The 14,857-nt window shown below is 67.1% G+C and carries 15 protein-coding genes and 1 pseudogene; 6 read left to right on the top strand and 10 right to left on the bottom strand.

Annotated features, from left to right (window positions below):
• The first annotated feature begins 64 nt into the window (after positions 1-64).
• Entirely contained in the window at positions 65-394 is a 330-nt protein-coding gene (locus tag ZRA01_RS02825; protein WP_141349244.1) for a YkgJ family cysteine cluster protein, read from the top strand.
• Positions 395-606: 212 nt separating this feature from the next.
• Here ZRA01_RS02825 and ZRA01_RS02820 read toward each other — a convergent pair whose 3' ends face one another.
• The 4 genes and pseudogenes from ZRA01_RS02820 to ZRA01_RS02810 all read right to left on the bottom strand — a co-directional run bounded on the left by ZRA01_RS02820 (position 607) and on the right by ZRA01_RS02810 (position 2,326).
• Positions 607-1,383: a ferredoxin--NADP reductase gene (locus tag ZRA01_RS02820; RefSeq protein WP_141349243.1), complete on the bottom strand. Its 777-nt coding sequence runs from the start codon at positions 1,381-1,383 to the stop codon at positions 607-609.
• Positions 1,384-1,585: 202 nt separating this feature from the next.
• Positions 1,586-1,756 carry an ABC transporter permease family protein gene (locus ZRA01_RS20920; RefSeq protein WP_246093260.1) on the bottom strand — a complete coding sequence of 57 codons (171 nt, stop codon included), beginning with the start codon at positions 1,754-1,756 and terminating at the stop codon, positions 1,586-1,588.
• A 92-nt stretch (positions 1,757-1,848) separates the two neighbouring features.
• Positions 1,849-1,986: pseudogene (locus ZRA01_RS21345) on the bottom strand (ABC transporter permease); the annotation flags it as partial.
• Positions 1,987-2,017: 31 nt separating this feature from the next.
• The gene (locus ZRA01_RS02810) at positions 2,018-2,326 is read right to left on the bottom strand and encodes a cupin domain-containing protein (protein WP_246093259.1); all 309 of its coding nucleotides are present in this window, start codon (positions 2,324-2,326) and stop codon (positions 2,018-2,020) included.
• Between the two features lie 203 nt (positions 2,327-2,529).
• On the opposite strand from ZRA01_RS02810, the gene ZRA01_RS02805 reads away from it, so the two are divergent.
• The gene (locus ZRA01_RS02805) at positions 2,530-3,546 is read left to right on the top strand and encodes an extracellular solute-binding protein (protein WP_141349242.1); all 1,017 of its coding nucleotides are present in this window, start codon (positions 2,530-2,532) and stop codon (positions 3,544-3,546) included.
• 75 nt (positions 3,547-3,621) lie between these two features.
• Here ZRA01_RS02805 and thrC read toward each other — a convergent pair whose 3' ends face one another.
• Entirely contained in the window at positions 3,622-5,061 is a 1,440-nt protein-coding gene (thrC, locus tag ZRA01_RS02800) for a threonine synthase (RefSeq protein ID WP_141349241.1), read from the bottom strand.
• 55 nt (positions 5,062-5,116) lie between these two features.
• Entirely contained in the window at positions 5,117-6,241 is a 1,125-nt protein-coding gene (locus ZRA01_RS20785; RefSeq protein WP_176590047.1) for a hypothetical protein, read from the bottom strand.
• Positions 6,242-6,340: 99 nt separating this feature from the next.
• Between ZRA01_RS20785 and ZRA01_RS02790 the strand changes: the two genes are divergently transcribed.
• A complete protein-coding gene (locus ZRA01_RS02790; RefSeq protein ID WP_170182888.1) occupies positions 6,341-7,519 on the top strand; it encodes an HPP family protein in 1,179 nt (392 codons plus the stop codon).
• A 37-nt stretch (positions 7,520-7,556) separates the two neighbouring features.
• Here the strand turns inward: ZRA01_RS02790 and ZRA01_RS02785 are convergent, their stop codons facing one another.
• The 4 genes from ZRA01_RS02785 to ZRA01_RS02770 all read right to left on the bottom strand — a co-directional run bounded on the left by ZRA01_RS02785 (position 7,557) and on the right by ZRA01_RS02770 (position 12,166).
• Positions 7,557-7,823, bottom strand: a complete 267-nt coding sequence (locus ZRA01_RS02785) for a DUF2249 domain-containing protein (RefSeq protein WP_141349239.1) — start codon at positions 7,821-7,823, stop codon at positions 7,557-7,559.
• A 118-nt stretch (positions 7,824-7,941) separates the two neighbouring features.
• Positions 7,942-9,360 carry a PAS domain-containing hybrid sensor histidine kinase/response regulator gene (locus tag ZRA01_RS02780; RefSeq protein WP_141349238.1) on the bottom strand — a complete coding sequence of 473 codons (1,419 nt, stop codon included), beginning with the start codon at positions 9,358-9,360 and terminating at the stop codon, positions 7,942-7,944.
• 178 nt (positions 9,361-9,538) lie between these two features.
• Positions 9,539-10,846, bottom strand: coding sequence for a homoserine dehydrogenase (locus ZRA01_RS02775; protein WP_141349237.1), 1,308 nt, complete (start codon positions 10,844-10,846; stop codon positions 9,539-9,541).
• Positions 10,847-10,939: 93 nt separating this feature from the next.
• Positions 10,940-12,166: a pyridoxal phosphate-dependent aminotransferase gene (locus ZRA01_RS02770; protein ID WP_174851582.1), complete on the bottom strand. Its 1,227-nt coding sequence runs from the start codon at positions 12,164-12,166 to the stop codon at positions 10,940-10,942.
• Positions 12,167-12,385: 219 nt separating this feature from the next.
• Here ZRA01_RS02770 and ZRA01_RS02765 point away from each other — a divergent pair, with 219 nt between their 5' ends.
• The 3 genes from ZRA01_RS02765 (at position 12,386) to ZRA01_RS02755 (ending at position 14,778) form a co-directional block, all read left to right on the top strand.
• Positions 12,386-12,763, top strand: a complete 378-nt coding sequence (locus ZRA01_RS02765) for an Mth938-like domain-containing protein (RefSeq protein ID WP_141349235.1) — start codon at positions 12,386-12,388, stop codon at positions 12,761-12,763.
• A gap of 99 nt (positions 12,764-12,862) precedes the next feature.
• Entirely contained in the window at positions 12,863-13,318 is a 456-nt protein-coding gene (locus ZRA01_RS02760) for a peroxiredoxin (RefSeq protein ID WP_141349234.1), read from the top strand.
• 41 nt (positions 13,319-13,359) lie between these two features.
• Complete coding sequence (locus ZRA01_RS02755) at positions 13,360-14,778, top strand: PhoH family protein (protein WP_141349233.1); 1,419 nt, start codon at positions 13,360-13,362, stop codon at positions 14,776-14,778.
• The last annotated feature ends 79 nt before the right edge of the window (positions 14,779-14,857 follow it).

Genomic DNA, 14,857 nt, shown 5'->3' with positions numbered 1-14,857 from the left:
CTGCCGCAAACGGGCAGACCCGTGCCAAAATCGGCGCCCCGCCGAACAAGGTCTTGTCACCCGGATGCCCAGCAGCGCCCCCGCCACCAACCCCTGCCAGGCCTGTGGAGCCTGCTGCGCGAGCTTTCGCGTGTCCTTCTACTGGGCCGACGGGGAGGCCCGCGGGCTCCCGGCCGAACTGACCGAACAGCTCAACCCGTGGTTCAGCTGCATGGCCGGCACCAACCGCCGCGCCCCCCGCTGCGTGGCGCTGGACGGCACGCTGGGCATCGACGTCGGCTGCCGGGTTTACCTGCAACGGCCCGAGCCCTGCCGGGAAGTGCAGGCCGGCGACAGCCAGTGCCTGAAGGCCCGCGCCCACCACGGCCTGCCGCCGCTGAGCGCCATTTCCTGAGCCCGCCCCGGGGTGGGCGTTCGAGCCACCGCAAGAATCCGCGCCGGCTTCTCGCCGGGCGCGTAGAGCGAACCGCTTCCTGAAACCACTTGCGGGTTTCCTGCCCGGGCGCCCCTCGCCCAAGGGCTCTGAGGACACCGCCATCCCCCCAGGCGGAGCCTGGGGATGGCGCGCAGGCGCGAGGGCCCGGCGACGCCCTCCTGCGCCAGCGTCTACTGTTCGACGAAGGCCCGCTCGATCACGTAGTCGCCCGCCTCGCCGATGTGGGGCGAAATCTTGAAGCCGAAGTCGTCGAGCATGGCGGAGATTTCCTTGAGCATCGCCGGGCTGCCGCAGATCATGCCGCGGTCGGTGGCCGGGTCGAGGGGCGGCTCGCCCAGGTCGGCGAAGAGCTTCCCGGACAGGATCAGATCGGTCTGCCGGCCCTCGTTGCGGAAGGGCTCGCGGGTGACGGTGGGGTAATAGACGAGCTTCTCGCGGATCATCTCGCCCAGGTATTCGTGCTCCTTCAGGTCTTCCTCGATGTAGTCGTGGTAGGCGAGCTCATTGGTCCAGCGCACGCCGTGGATAAGGATGATCTTGTCGAAGCGCTCGTAGGTTTCCGGATCGTGGATCAGGCTCATGAAGGGCGCGAGGCCGGTGCCGGTGGCAAACATGAACAGGCGCTTGCCGGGCTTCAGATCCCGCAGCACGAGGGTGCCGGTGGGCTTCCTGCTGACCAGCAGCTCGTCGCCGGGCTTGAGGTGTTGCAGGCGCGATGTCAGCGGGCCGTCCTGGACCTTGATGCTGAAGAACTCCAGGTGCTCCTCGTAGTTGGCGCTGGCGATGCTGTAGGCACGCATCAGGGGGCGGCCGTTGACCTCCAGCCCGATCATCACGAACTGGCCATTGATGAAGCGCAAGCCCGCATCGCGGGTCGTGCGGAAGGTGAACAAGCTGTCGTTCCAGTGATGGACGGAGAGCACGGTTTCTTTGTTGAAGGCGGCCATGATGAGTGCCTGATACGTTGAAAAACGGTGATGTTAAACATCCCCTGCTCTTCTAAAAATTAAATAATTTCTCTAACAATTATCTACTTCACAGATAAGCAGCGATGCCGCCCAAGGTCGGGCGACATCGCAGCCCCGTGCCGCACCACCGGGCTGAGGCCATGCACATCGCAGTGGCTCGCTCGCCCGCTGGCCACGCCCGTCAGGTATGTAGCCAGCGCCGGTGCAGGCTGCGGGCGGCGTGGTCGAGCAGGTAGCCGAGGAAGCCGATCACCAGGATCGCCGCCATCAGGTCGGAGTCAGCCAGCCGGTCGCGGGCATCGAGGCTGAAATAGCCCAGCCCCTCCGAAACCCCGAGCATCTCGGCGGGCACCCGCACGATCCAGATGATCCCGATGGCGAGCCGAACGCCGGTGAGGATGTACGCCAGATGCCCGGCAGCAGCACCCGCAGCAGCGTCTGGATGCAGGTGGCGGAGCGGCTGCGGGCGAGCAGCAGCCAGTTGGCGTCGAGCTGGGACACCCCGGCCGCGGTGTTGAGCAGGATCGGCCACACCGCCGCAAACGCGAGCAGGAAGTACGCCGGCGCGTCCCCCAGCACCATCACCGCGATCGGCATCCACGACAGCGCGAGATCATCCGCACAAACTGGAACAGGGGCGGCAATCGGTGTCGTCGGCCTCGGGGCTGAGCCGGTGCGGAATGTCGCGCAGCAGGAAGACGCCCTCGCGCTCGCCGAGGCGGATCGGCGCCTGGCCATCGAGGTGCAGCCACCAATGGCCGCGTAGCACGTGGTGGAAGCTGGCCCGCTCCCGCCCGGCGGTCGAGGCGCGCCAGGGGCCGCAGTATTGCCCGACATGGAAAACGGTGGCGTCCAGCTCGAGCCCGCTGACGAACCAGTGGGCGATGCGGTCGGTTTCGGCGTTCATCGGCGGCTTTTTCATGGGACTCGAGGAGCGTGCGAGTCTTGCAAACAGCACCGCAAAAACGAACTAACAAAAAGTGGATTGCTTATCTGGCGGCGTCGCCGGCCCGCTGCGCTGCGCGGTTGCGGAGGCACCCGGGCCACAACTCAAATGCAAACTATTTGCATTTACGAATCACTATCGTTAGCATTACATCGCCTTCCGTTTTCCGGACTCCGACGATGACCCTGCTAAAACCCCTCGCCGCCCTGCTCCTCGGCGCCGCCGCCTTCCACGCCGGCGCGGCCGACACCGAACTCAACCTGTACTCGGCCCGCCACTACCAGACCGACGAGGCCCTCTACAGCAATTTCACCGCCAAAACGGGCATCAAGATCAACCGCATCGAGGGCAAGGAAGACGAGCTCCTCGAGCGCATCCGCAACGAGGGCGCCAACAGCCCCGCCGACGTGTTCATCACCGTCGACGCGGCCCGCCTGGCAGTGGCCGACGCCGCCGGCGTGTTCGCGCCGGTGAAGTCCGAAACCCTCAAGGCAGCGATCCCCGACCATCTGCACACCGAACGCTGGTTCTCGTTCTCGACCCGCGCCCGGGTCATCGTTTACAACAAGCTCAGCGTAACGCCCGACCAGGTGCGCAACTACGAAGACCTGGCCAACCCGGCGCTGAAGGGCAAGGTGTGCACCCGCTCCGGCAGCCACCCCTACAACCTGTCCCTGGGCGCCGCGCTGATCCAGCACATCGGCGCCGCCAAGACCGAGGAATGGGCCCGCGGCCTGGTGGCCAACTTCGCCCGCGCGCCCAAGGGCGGCGACACCGACCAGATCAAGGCCGTCGGCGCCGGCGAGTGCGGCGTGGCGCTGGTGAACACCTATTACCTGGCGCGCATGTTCAAGTCCGACAAGCCCGACGACCGCAAGGCCGTCGAGCGCATCGGCGTGGTGTGGCCCAACCAGGCGAGCTACGGCGCCCACATCAACGTGTCGGGCGGCGGCATGCTGAGATACGCACCCCACAAGGAAGCCGCGGTGAAGTTCCTCGAATACCTTGCCTCGCCCGAGGCGCAGAACTACTTCGCCAACGGCAACAACGAGTGGCCGGTGGTGGCCGGGGTGAAGATCTCCAACCGCGGCCTCGACACCCTGGGCAACTTCAAGGCCGACAAGCTGCCGGTGGGCAAGCTCGCCGACACGGTGGTCGAGGCGCAGAAGATCTTCGACCGCGCCGGTTTCCGCTGAAAAGCAGCCCGCTGAAACGACAAAAGCCCCGCGATCGCGGGGCTTTTGCTTTGGCGCAGCGACCGGGATGGGCGCTCAGCCGGCCTCAACCGTGCGGGCGATGAGGGCCTTGATGGCTTCGGCGTCCACGTCCATCACCTCGACGCGCTGGGGCAGCGCCTCGATGTTGTCGAGGCCGGCCGGGCGGGTGGGCTTGCGGCCGAGGGCTTCGACGATGGTCTCCTCGAACTTTGCCGGCTGGGCGGTTTCGAGCACCAGGGTCGGCACCGCCGGGTCGCGCAGCTCGAGGGCCACCTTGAGGCCGTCGGCGGTGTGGGTGTCGATCACGGTGGCGTATTTTTCGTCGGCCAGGCGGATGGTTGCCAGGCGGGCGGCGTGGTTGCTGCTGCCGGAGGCAAAGCCGTACTGGCCGATGGCGGCGAATTCCGGCGTGGCCGACAGATCGAAGGCGCCGCCGGCATCCACCTTGCTCCACAGTTCGCGCACGGCGTTGCCATTGCGGCCGACCAGGTCGAACACGAAGCGCTCGAAGTTGGAGGCCTTCGAGATGTCCATCGACGGGCTGGAGGTGGCGTGGGTCTCGGCGGTGTTACGCGGGCGATAGACGCCGCTGCGGAAGAACTCGTCGAGCACGTCGTTCTCGTTGGTGGCGAGGATGAGCTTGGCCACCGGCAGCCCCATCATGCGCGCGATGTGGCCAGCGCAGATGTTGCCGAAGTTGCCCGACGGCACCACGAAGGAAACCTGCTGGTCGTTGCTCTCGGTGGCGGCAAAATAGCCCTTGAAGTAATACACGACCTGGGCAGCCACGCGGCCCCAGTTGATCGAGTTGACCGCGCCGATCTTGTACTTGGCCTTGTAGGCGTGGTCGTTGGAGACCGCCTTCACCACGTCCTGGGCGTCGTCGAACATGCCGCGCACGGCGATGTTGTAGATGTTGGCGTCCTGCAGCGAATACATCTGGGCGCGCTGGAAGGCGCTCATGCGACCGTGGGGCGACAGCATGAAGACGCGCACGCCGTGCTTGCCGCGCATCGCGTATTCGGCCGCCGAGCCGGTGTCGCCCGAGGTGGCGCCGAGAATGTTGATCTCTTCGCCGCGCTTGTCGAGCACGTACTCGAACAGGTTGCCCAGCAGCTGCATCGCCATGTCCTTGAAGGCCAGGGTCGGGCCGTTGGACAGCTCCAGCAGGCCGAGCTTGCCCGGCTCCAGCCAATGCACCGGGGTGATGTCGGAAGCCTTGGCGCCGTCGCGCACGTAGCCGTAAACGTCGGCGGTGTAGGTCTTGTCGCAGATCGCCTTGAGGTCGGCGGCGGGGATGTCGTCGATGAAGCGCGACAAAATCGCGAAGGCCAGCTCGGCATACGAGAGCTTGCGCCAGGCATCGAGGTCGGCGCGGCTGACCTGCGGATAGCTCTCCGGCAGGTAAAGGCCGCCATCGGGCGCCAGGCCACCGAGCAGGATGTCACAGAAGGATTGGGGGGCAGACTGGCCGCGGGTGGAGATGTAGCGCATGGTTCTCGCCGAGTTGAAAACGAAAACCCTGGAAGATAGCACAGCCCGGCGCCCTTCAGGCCCGCCCGGCACCCCCGCCGGCGAGGGCCACCACCAGCGCCACGCCGAACATCAGCACCCCCGCCGCCGGCAGCGCCAGTGCGGCCTCGAAGCCCGCCATCGTCAGCCCGCCCCCGGCGAGGAACAGCACCGCCCGCAGCGCCCCGAAACGCACCAGCCGCGCCCGCATCGCCGCCCGCGCCGGGCTCATCGGCCCCGGGAAACGCCACACCGGCAGCAGCTGCGCCAGCGCCCCGCTGACCAGCGGCAGCAGGAAGAGCATGAAGAAGCCGCCCACCGCCGGCCGCCCCGGCAGCCAGCCCAGTCCATGGGCGCCGCCCGCCAGCACCACCGCCAGCAGGCCCAGCCCCGCGCCGAACAGGGATGCCGAGGCCCCGTCGCCGAAGAGCGTCGCCGCCCCCCAGCTGCGCCACCAGCACCACAGCGTATGGACGAGCACCCCGCCGATGATGAGCACCGCCGGCACGCTCAGCCACGGCAGCACGCCCGCCAGCGCGGCGCTGGCCACCCCGCCCAGCGCCCAGGGCAGCTGGCGGCGCAGGCGTGGCGCCGCCTGGGGGTCGGGCTTGCCGAGCACGGTGGGCATCAGCACATGCAGGGTGCCGATGGCGGTGAGGCCGATGAAGCCCAGGGTATTGAGGTGCAGATGGACGAGACGCAACGCCCCATAGCCGGCCGGCCACAGCAGGCCGGCAAAGATCGCCACCAGCGCCAGGCCCAGGCAGCCCAGCGCGGCCAGATACCAGGCGAGGCCCGGGTGGGGTTTGCCGAGACTGGCCCGCCCGCGCCGGATCGCCCAGGCCAGAAAGGCCCCGGTCGCCCCCAGCCCGGCCACCAAGGCCCCGTGCAGCAGCCACCCCGGCCCCCACCCGGCTAACACCGCCACCGCCACCACCCCCGCCGCCTGCAGCACGAGGGGCAGCCGATGGACGCCCGGCTCGGCCCCGCCGCTGCGGGTGAGCACCGGCACGAAGTGGCTCATCGCCGCAAAGATCAGGGGCAGCGCGCCGATGGCAAAAGCCGCATGGGCGACGGCCGCCGGCGCGGCGCCGGTCAGGCCCAGCACGAGAGCCAGGGCGAAGGCGGCGATTGCGGTACAACCCAGGTAGATCAGAATCATCGGGTGGGGAGTGGGGAGTGGGGAGTGGGGAGTGGGATTTTGGGGTGGGCTTTGCCCGGGTCAAGGAGCTGGGGGCTGCTGCCTCGTTAAGCTCGCATGATGACTATTTTGACCCGTTTTGCGCGGCGCTACCTTCTTGCCGACGCAGCCCCCCTCTCCTCCGCCGAGCGCTGGCGCAGCGCGGCCGCCGCGCTGCTGGGGTTGCTGATCTTCGAGGGCGTGCTCTTTGTCGTGCCGGTGTCGCCGGAAGCCCACCGCCTGCTGGCCCCGCTGGGTGCCACCTCGGTGATCGTGTTCACGCTGCCCCACAGCCCCCTCGCCCAGCCTTGGTCGGTAATCGGCGGGCTGCTGCTGCCGGCGCTGGTGGGCCTTGCTTGCGGCAGCTGGCTGCCTGCGGGCTGGCTCGCGCCGGCTGTCGCGGTGGCGGTGTCGATCTGGGTCATGGGCTGGCTGCGCTGCATCCACCCGCCCGGCGGAGCGATGGCGCTGGTGATGGCCGTCGCCGCCGGCCAGGGCGTCGCGCCGGGCATCAGCCTGGCGGCGGTGGGCTGGAACACCGTCGCGATCCTGGTCGCCGCGATGGCGGTGAATAACCTCATCCCCGGGCGGCGCTACCCGCTGTGTTCGCCGCCCTCGCCCGCCACGCCGCAACGGGCGCGGCAAAGCCCGGTGGGCGTGCAGGAGCCCGACCTGGCCGCCGCCCTCGCCGAGATAGACGCATACCTCGACATCAGCGCCGACGACCTGTCGCACCTCTTCCGGCGGGCCGCCCACCACGCCTTCCGGCGCCACGTGCTGCTGACCTGCGGCGAGGTGATGGAGCCGGCGCTGCCGAGCCTGGAGTTCGCCACCAGCCTCAACGAAGCCTGGGATCTGATGCGCCGCCACGCCCGCCAGGCGCTGCCGGTGGTGGACCGCGGCGGGCGGGTAATCGGGCTGCTGGGGCTGGAGGATTTTCTGCGTCATGTGGAGGCAGACAAGGGCTCGCGGGTCGGCGAGCGGGTCCGCCATCTGCTGCGCCCGACGCCGGGCAGCCATGCGGACAAGCCGGAGGTGGTCGGCCAGATCATGCTGACGCCGCAGCACGGGCTGCAGCTTGCCCGCAGCGACGACAGCATCGCCGTCGCCGCCGAGGTGCTGGGCCAGGGCGGCCAGGCCGCGCTGCCGGTGGTGGATGAGAGCGGGCGCCTGGTGGGCATGCTTGGCGCGGCGGGGCTCAATGCGGTGCTGTTCCACCACGAAGCCCTGGGGCACATACGAGGCGATGTAACGGCGTGAGGGGAAGGGCCTGGCGCCCTCCCCCGCGCGTCTGCGCTCAACCCACCCGGGCGAAGTCGATGACGATGGCGCCCGGCTCGCGCTGCTGATAGGTGATCGTCACCTTCTCGCCGTAGCGCTGCTGGAGCTGGCCGAGGAGCGGCAGCGGATCGTGGTCGTTGCAGAAACGCATCGTCTCGCCGGGCATCAGCGCATCCAGCGCGCCGAAGATCGCCGCGTGGCGAAAACGCTTGGCGATGCCGCGGGCGTCGAAGGGGTAGATGGCTTCGGGCGTGGTGTGGTTGCAGACGTGGATGGTTTGCATGCTGAGGGGCTCCTGAGGATCGGTAAAGCCGACTGAATTGGTCGGGTATCGTCAGTGTGCCGCCTGCGGGGGCCGCTTTCCTTGATCTGGATCGGGTTCGGGCCGAGCCCTCCGGCGCTCAGGCAGGCACGCCGCGCAGGGGCAGGGTCAGGAAAAACGCGCTGCCCTCGCCCGGCGTGCTGCTCACACCCACCTCCCCCCCCATCAACCTGGCGAGCTGCCGGCACTCGGCGAGCCCCAGACCGATGCCACCATGCTGCCGCGTGAGTGAGCCGTCGGCCTGGCTGAAGGCTTCGAAGATCATGCCCAGCTTGTCGGCCTCGATTCCGATCCCCTGATCCGCCACCTCGAAGCGGATCACGGCTTCACCCCCCGGGAGCGTGTCCGGGCGGGCAGACAGGCGGACGGTACCGCGCCCGGAAAACTTGAGGCCGTTATCGAGGAAATGCCGAAGGATCACCCCCAGTCGGGCGTGATCTTCGTAGATGCAAGCCGGCAGCGCCTCGTCGACCGAGACCGCCAGCGCGCCCCCTCGAGCCTCGGCCACCGGGCACAGCGGCTCGATCAGCCCCGGCAGGAAGGTGGCGAGCTCGATCGCCGCCAGCCCGCCCCCGGTCTCGGCGCTCAGTTTCGAGAACACGAGGATGCGCTCGATGACCTGCAACAGACTGCGGCCGCTGGCGATGACCATGTCCACAAAGCGGAGCTGCCCCGGGTCGTCCAGACGCAGCCTGAGTATGTGGGCCGCGCCCAGGACGCCGTTCAGCGGCGTGCGCAGCTCATGGCTCATGGTCTGCAGGAAAGCGTCCTTGGCCCGCGTGGCGGCGTCGGCCGCATCCCGCGCGTTGCCAAGCTCGAGGTTGCGCTGTCGCAGCTCGGCGGTCTTCTGCTCGACCATTGCCTCGAGCTGGGTGCGGTGGCACAGCAGTTCCTGCTCCAGGCGTTTCTTGTCGGTGATGTCGAAGAACGCGCCGATGATCCCCGCCACCTGGCCGTGTTCGTCGAAGAAGGCGCCCTTGCCGTAGATCACATCGCGGATCTGGCCGTGCTTGTCCTTGATCTGGAACTCGTACTGCTGGGTAACCGGATTGGCCATCAAGGCCAGGTCTTTCTGGTGGTAGATGTCGGCGTGTTCGCTGGGCCACAGCTCCGCCACCGTCCGGCCCTTGATCTGTTCACTGCTGACACCCATGACCTCGGCGAACAGCTCGTTGCAGCCCAGATAGCGGCCCTCCCTGTCCTTGTAGAACACGGCCACCGGCATCGCGTCGAGGAGCGTCTTCTGGAAAGAGGAAGCGCGCATCTCCACGGCCTCGGCCGCGCGTCGCGCACGCCGCATGGCCCCGTCGCGGAGGTGCTGGGCCGCAAAGGCCGCAGCAGCTGCGCTCAGGGTGATCGCGATCGTGTGAAAGGCCCAGTGGGCGGGCAGTTCGTCGAGCACCCGCTCGACCAGCCCTTCGTAGATGACGATCAGCAAGGCCACGGCCGAGAATATTTGCAGCTTGAAGCAGCCACGGCAGAAGCGTTGTTGAGTCACGGTATGTCGTGCGTTTGTTTTGGTGGACTGCCTTTTTTATTTGATTATTGCACACACCAGCCGATCTCCGCCCCGTGAATGTCGCGCTGACACAAACCCACGAACGCCCGTCCACCAGCCCCATCAATGAAAAAAGCCGCGACACGCGCGGCTTTTTTTCTGGGGCAGGAGCTGAACCTTACAGGTTCTCGAGGCGCAGGCGCACCACCTTGCCGGTCACCGCGTCGAGGCTCTCGATCTTGGCGATGGCCGCGTTCATGTTCTTCTCGATGGTGAGGTGGGTGAGGATGATGATGTCGGTCTGGGCCTCGCCCTCTTCCGGCTCGCGCTGCAGCATGGCGTCGATGGAGATCGACTGGTCGGCCAGGATGCGGGTGACGTCGGCGAGCACGCCGGGCTTGTCTTCCACGTGCAGACGCAGGTAGTAGCTGGTCTCGACTTCGTCGATGGGCAGCACCGGCAGCTCGGAGATCTGGTCGGGCTGGAAGGCCAGGTGGGGCACGCGGTGCTCGGGGTCGGCGGTGTGCAGGCGGGTGACGTCGACCAGGTCGGCGATCACCGCGCTGGCGGTCGGCTCGGCGCCGGCGCCCTTGCCGTAGTAAAGGGTGGCGCCGACGGCGTCGCCCTGCACCAGCACGGCGTTCATTGCGCCTTCGACGTTGGCGATCAGGCGCTTGGCCGGGATCAGGGTGGGGTGCACACGCAGCTCGATGCCCTGCTCGCGGCGGCGGGCGATGCCCAGCAGCTTGATACGGTAGCCCAGCTGCTCGGCATACTTGATGTCGGCGGCTTCGAGCTTGGTGATGCCTTCGACGTAGGTCTTGTCGAACTGCACCGGCACGCCGAAGGCGATCGAGGCCATCAGGGTGGCCTTGTGGGCGGCATCGACGCCTTCGATGTCGAAGGTCGGGTCGGCTTCGGCGTAGCCGAGGGCCTGGGCCTCTTTCAGCACCTCGGCAAAGGGCAGGCCCTTGTCGCGCATCTCGGACAGGATGAAGTTGGTGGTGCCGTTGATGATGCCGGCCAGCCACTGGATGCGGTTGGCCGACAGGCCTTCGCGCAGCGCCTTGATGATGGGGATGCCACCGGCGACGGCGGCCTCGAAGGCCACCATCACGCCCTTCTTCTGGGCGGCGGCGAAGATCTCGTTGCCATGCACGGCGAGCAGCGCCTTGTTGGCGGTGACCACGTGCTTGCCGTTCTCGATGGCCTTCATCACCAGCTCTCGGGCCACGCCGTAGCCACCGATCAGCTCGACAACGATGTCGATCTCGGGGTCGGTGACCACCGAGAAGGCGTCGTCGGTGAGCTTGACGCCTTCACCGGCCACGCTCCTGGCGAGCTCGAGGTTCTTGTCGGCCACCGTGGTGATGCGGATCGGCCGGCCTGCGCGGCGGGTGATCTCTTCTTCGTTGCGCTTGAGGACGGTAAAGGTGCCACCGCCGACGGTACCGATGCCCAGGAGGCCAACATTGATGGGTTTCATTGTGCGGTCAGGAGTAAGGAGTTAGGGGTTAGGAGTAAGCGCAAGGGGGCGGAGCGGGCGGGAGCGTACTCCTCACACCTCACTCCTGCCGCCTCACTGCCCATGACGCTTGCGGTAGCCGGCCAGGAAGCGGGCGATGCGGGCGATGGCATCACGCAGGTCGTCCTCGTGGGGCAGGAAGACCAGCCGGAAGTGGTCGGGGTGGGGCCAGTTGAAGCCGGTGCCCTGCACCAGCAGCACGCGCTCGGCCTCGAGGAGCTCGGCGATGAACTGCTGGTCGTCCTCGATGGGGTACATCTGCGGGTCGAGCCGCGGGAACATGTAGAGCGTGGCCTTGGGCTTCACGCAGGTGACGCCGGGGATCGCGGTGATCAACTCGTGGGCCAGGTCGCGCTGGCGGCGCATGCGGCCGCCGGGGGCGACGAGATCGTCGATGCTCTGGTAGCCGCCCAGCGCCGTCTGGATGGCGAACTGGCCGGGCACGTTGGCGCACAGACGCATCGAGGCCAGCATGTTGAGGCCTTCGATGTAGTCGGCCGCCGGCCGCTTGTCACCCGACACCACCACCCAGCCGGCCCGGTAGCCGCAGGAGCGGTAATTTTTGGAGAGGCCGTTGAAGGTGAGCGTGAGCACGTCCTCGGACAGCGAGGCGATGGAGGTGTGCTTGACGCCGTCGTAGAGCACCTTGTCGTAGACCTCGTCGGCGTAGATGATGAGGCCGTGCTCGCGGGCGATGGCGACGATGGCCTTCAGGGTCTCGTCGGGGTACACCGCGCCGGTGGGGTTGTTCGGGTTGATGATGACGATGGCCCGGGTGCGCGGGGTGATCTTGGCGCGGATGTCGTCGAGATCGGGCTGCCAGTCGTTGGCTTCGTCGCAGATGTAGTGGCGCGGGGTGCCGCCCGAGAGGCTCACCGCGGCCGTCCACAGCGGGTAGTCGGGCGCCGGCACCAGCACCTCGTCGCCGGTGTTGAGCAGCGCGTTCATGGCCATCACGATGAGCTCGGAGACGCCGTTGCCCACGTAGATGTCTTCCAGCGTCACACCCTTGATGTGCTTCTGCTGGGTGTAATGCATGATGGCCTTGCGGGCAGAGAAGATACCCTTGGAATCCGAATAGCCGGCGGCGTTGGGCAGGTTGCGGATCATGTCGAGCTGGATTTCTTCCGGCGCGTCGAAGCCGAACGGGGCAAGGTTGCCGATGTTCAGCTTGATGATCTTGTGACCCTCGTCCTCCATCTGCTTCGCCTTCTGCAGCACGGGGCCGCGGATGTCGTAACAGACGTTGGCGAGTTTGTCGGACTTGCGGATTGGTTCCACGGTACTTTCCGTTTCCTGGCTGGTGGGCGCCGGCGTTGGCGGCACGGGCTTCGAAGGGGCACGCGGTCTGGCGTGGCGGCTCATGGCTTTGGGCGCGCGCGGGGCGGGCCCGGAGCGAACCCACGACGACGCAAAGCTATAATGGTACCGAAGCCACCCGAGCCCGGCAAATCAGCCGGGCCGGGCCCCCGCCCCCGCCAGCCTCAGAGAGTCGTCACGATGAAACTCCACCTCGACAAGAGCGAGCAGTACAACACCATCACCCGCTACGACGCCCACCACGTGCAGGTCGGCAACACCCGCCACGAGCACCCGCTGATCGTGATGCCCGAGCGCATCGACACCGGCTGGCACACGGGCGGCTTCGACACCCTGGACGAGGCCGCCTTCACCCACCTGGCAGGCCTGGGCTGCGAGATCCTGATCCTCGGCACCGGGATGCGCCAGCGCTTCCCCCAGCCCAAGCTCATGCGGGCCCTGATCGAGGCCCGCATCGGCCTCGAGGTGATGGACCTCGGCTCCGCCTGCCGCACCTATAACATCCTGGTCGCCGAGCACCGCAACGTAGCCGCCGCCCTCGTCTTCGACCCGGCCTGAGCGCGGGCTTTCGGCGCCGTGTCGGGCGCGCACCCGATTGCCAGTCGGGCAGCGTGAGGTTAGGCTCCGAGGGCAGCTTCCCAACCCCACGGAGACATCATGCTCGACAAGGCCGCGCCCGACTTCACCCTGCCCGCCACCGGCAACCCCAGCTTCACCCTCTCCTCCCTGCAGGGCCAGAAGGTCGTGCTGTACTTCTACCCCAAGGACAGCACGCCCGGCTGCACCACCGAGAGCCAGAACTTCCGCGACCTCCACGACGCCTTCGTGGCCGCCGGCGCGGTGGTGCTGGGCATCTCCCGCGACAGCATCAAGTCCCACGAAAACTTCTGTGCCAAGCAGGCCCTGCCCTTCAGCCTGGTGTCCGACCCCGACGAGACCGCCTGCAACCTTTACGGCGTCATGAAGCTCAAAAACATGTACGGCAAGCAGGTGCGGGGCATCGAGCGCAGCACCTTCGTCATCGACGCCGCCGGCGTGCTGCGCCGCGAATGGCGTGGCGTTAAGGTGCCCGGCCACGCCCAGGAAGTGCTCGACTACGTGAAAGCCCTCTGACCCGCCCCGCACGCCTCCCCCACGACAGCCGCGAGACCACCATGGCCACCCGACGCACCGCGAAGTCCAAGACCCCCGCCACCAAGCTGTTCGTCCTCGACACCAACGTGCTGATGCACGACCCCACCAGCCTGTTCCGCTTCGAGGAGCACGACATCTACGTGCCGATGATGACCCTCGAAGAGCTCGACTCGAACAAAAAGGGCATGTCGGAAGTCGCCCGCAACGCCCGCCAGGCCAGCCGCACGCTCGACGAGATCGTCAACACCTGCCCGGAAGACATCGACGCCGGCATCAACCTCGCCGGCCCCTCGTCCGAGCTGGCCAGCGGACGCTTGTTTTTGCAGACCGAGCTGATCGACATCAAGCTCCCCGCCGCGCTTCCCACCGTCAAGGGCGACAACCAGATCCTCGCGGTGGTGATGTACCTGTTTGAAAAGTTCGAGCGCAAGCGCCAGGTGATCCTCGTCTCGAAGGACATCAACATGCGCATCAAGGCCCGCGCGCTGGGCCTCGCCGCGCAGGACTACTTCAACGACAAGGTGCTCGAGGACACCGACCTGCTGTACACCGGCACCCAGGAGATCGACAGCGCCTTCTGGGAAGCCAACGGCAAGGATATGGAATCCTGGAAGCAGGAGAGCCGCACCTACTACAAGCTGAAGGGCCCCGCAACGGCCGACATGCTGATCAACGAGTTCGTTTACCAGGATAGCGAACCGCCCCTGCAGGCCTGGGTGAAGGAGAAGGCCGGCCGCAGCGTCACCCTCGAGACCCTCACCGACTACTCCCACCAGAAGAACAACGTGTGGGGCATCACCGCCCGTAACCGGGAGCAGAACTTCGCCCTCAACCTGCTGATGAACCCGGAGATCGACTTCGTCACCCTTCTCGGCCAGGCCGGCACCGGCAAGACCCTGCTCACGCTGGCTTCCAGCCTCACCCAGGTGCTCGAGACCAAGCGCTACTCCGAGATCATCATGACCCGCGTCACCGTGCCGGTGGGCGAGGACATCGGCTTTCTGCCCGGCACCGAAGAAGAAAAGATGGCCCCCTGGATGGGCGCCCTCGAGGACAACCTCGACGTGCTCAACGGCACCACCGGCGAGGGCGGCGAGTGGGGCCGCGCCGCCACCCGCGACCTGATCCGGAGCCGCATCAAGGTGAAGTCGCTCAACTTCATGCGCGGGCGCACCTTCATCAACAAGTTCCTCATCATCGACGAGGCCCAGAACCTCACCCCCAAGCAGATGAAGACCCTCATCACCCGTGCCGGCCCCGGCACCAAGGTGGTGTGCCTGGGCAACATCGCGCAGATCGACACGCCCTACCTCACCGAGGGCTCGTCGGGCCTCACCTACGTGGTGGACCGCTTCAAGGGCTGGCCGCACTCGGGCCACATCACGCTCCAGCGGGGCGAGCGTTCGCGCCTCGCCGACCACGCCGCCGAGGTGCTTTGAGCGTCACCCATCAATGCCCTTGCCTCCGGTAGCCCGCCACCGGATCGGCAAGGGCAGGCCCTCCGGGTCAAGATTCCCG

This window comes from Zoogloea ramigera (assembly GCF_006539865.1).
GTDB lineage: Bacteria > Pseudomonadota > Gammaproteobacteria > Burkholderiales > Rhodocyclaceae > Zoogloea > Zoogloea ramigera.
This window is presented reverse-complemented; position numbering and strand designations above follow the sequence as displayed.

Excerpts from the sequence above, each read along its gene's own strand:
- ZRA01_RS02775 (WP_141349237.1), bottom strand. The coding sequence starts at position 10,846 with ATGAAACCCATCAATGTTGGCCTCCTGGGCATCGGTACCGTCGGCGGT.
- thrC (WP_141349241.1), bottom strand. The coding sequence starts at position 5,061 with ATGCGCTACATCTCCACCCGCGGCCAGTCTGCCCCCCAATCCTTCTGT.
- ZRA01_RS02760 (WP_141349234.1), top strand. The coding sequence starts at position 12,863 with ATGCTCGACAAGGCCGCGCCCGACTTCACCCTGCCCGCCACCGGCAAC.
- ZRA01_RS02810 (WP_246093259.1), bottom strand. The coding sequence starts at position 2,326 with ATGAAAAAGCCGCCGATGAACGCCGAAACCGACCGCATCGCCCACTGG.
- ZRA01_RS02825 (WP_141349244.1), top strand. The coding sequence starts at position 65 with ATGCCCAGCAGCGCCCCCGCCACCAACCCCTGCCAGGCCTGTGGAGCC.
- ZRA01_RS02755 (WP_141349233.1), top strand. The coding sequence starts at position 13,360 with ATGGCCACCCGACGCACCGCGAAGTCCAAGACCCCCGCCACCAAGCTG.
- ZRA01_RS02785 (WP_141349239.1), bottom strand. The coding sequence starts at position 7,823 with ATGCAAACCATCCACGTCTGCAACCACACCACGCCCGAAGCCATCTAC.
- ZRA01_RS02765 (WP_141349235.1), top strand. The coding sequence starts at position 12,386 with ATGAAACTCCACCTCGACAAGAGCGAGCAGTACAACACCATCACCCGC.
- ZRA01_RS02790 (WP_170182888.1), top strand. The coding sequence starts at position 6,341 with ATGACTATTTTGACCCGTTTTGCGCGGCGCTACCTTCTTGCCGACGCA.
- ZRA01_RS20785 (WP_176590047.1), bottom strand. The coding sequence starts at position 6,241 with ATGATTCTGATCTACCTGGGTTGTACCGCAATCGCCGCCTTCGCCCTG.
- ZRA01_RS02820 (WP_141349243.1), bottom strand. The coding sequence starts at position 1,383 with ATGGCCGCCTTCAACAAAGAAACCGTGCTCTCCGTCCATCACTGGAAC.
- ZRA01_RS02805 (WP_141349242.1), top strand. The coding sequence starts at position 2,530 with ATGACCCTGCTAAAACCCCTCGCCGCCCTGCTCCTCGGCGCCGCCGCC.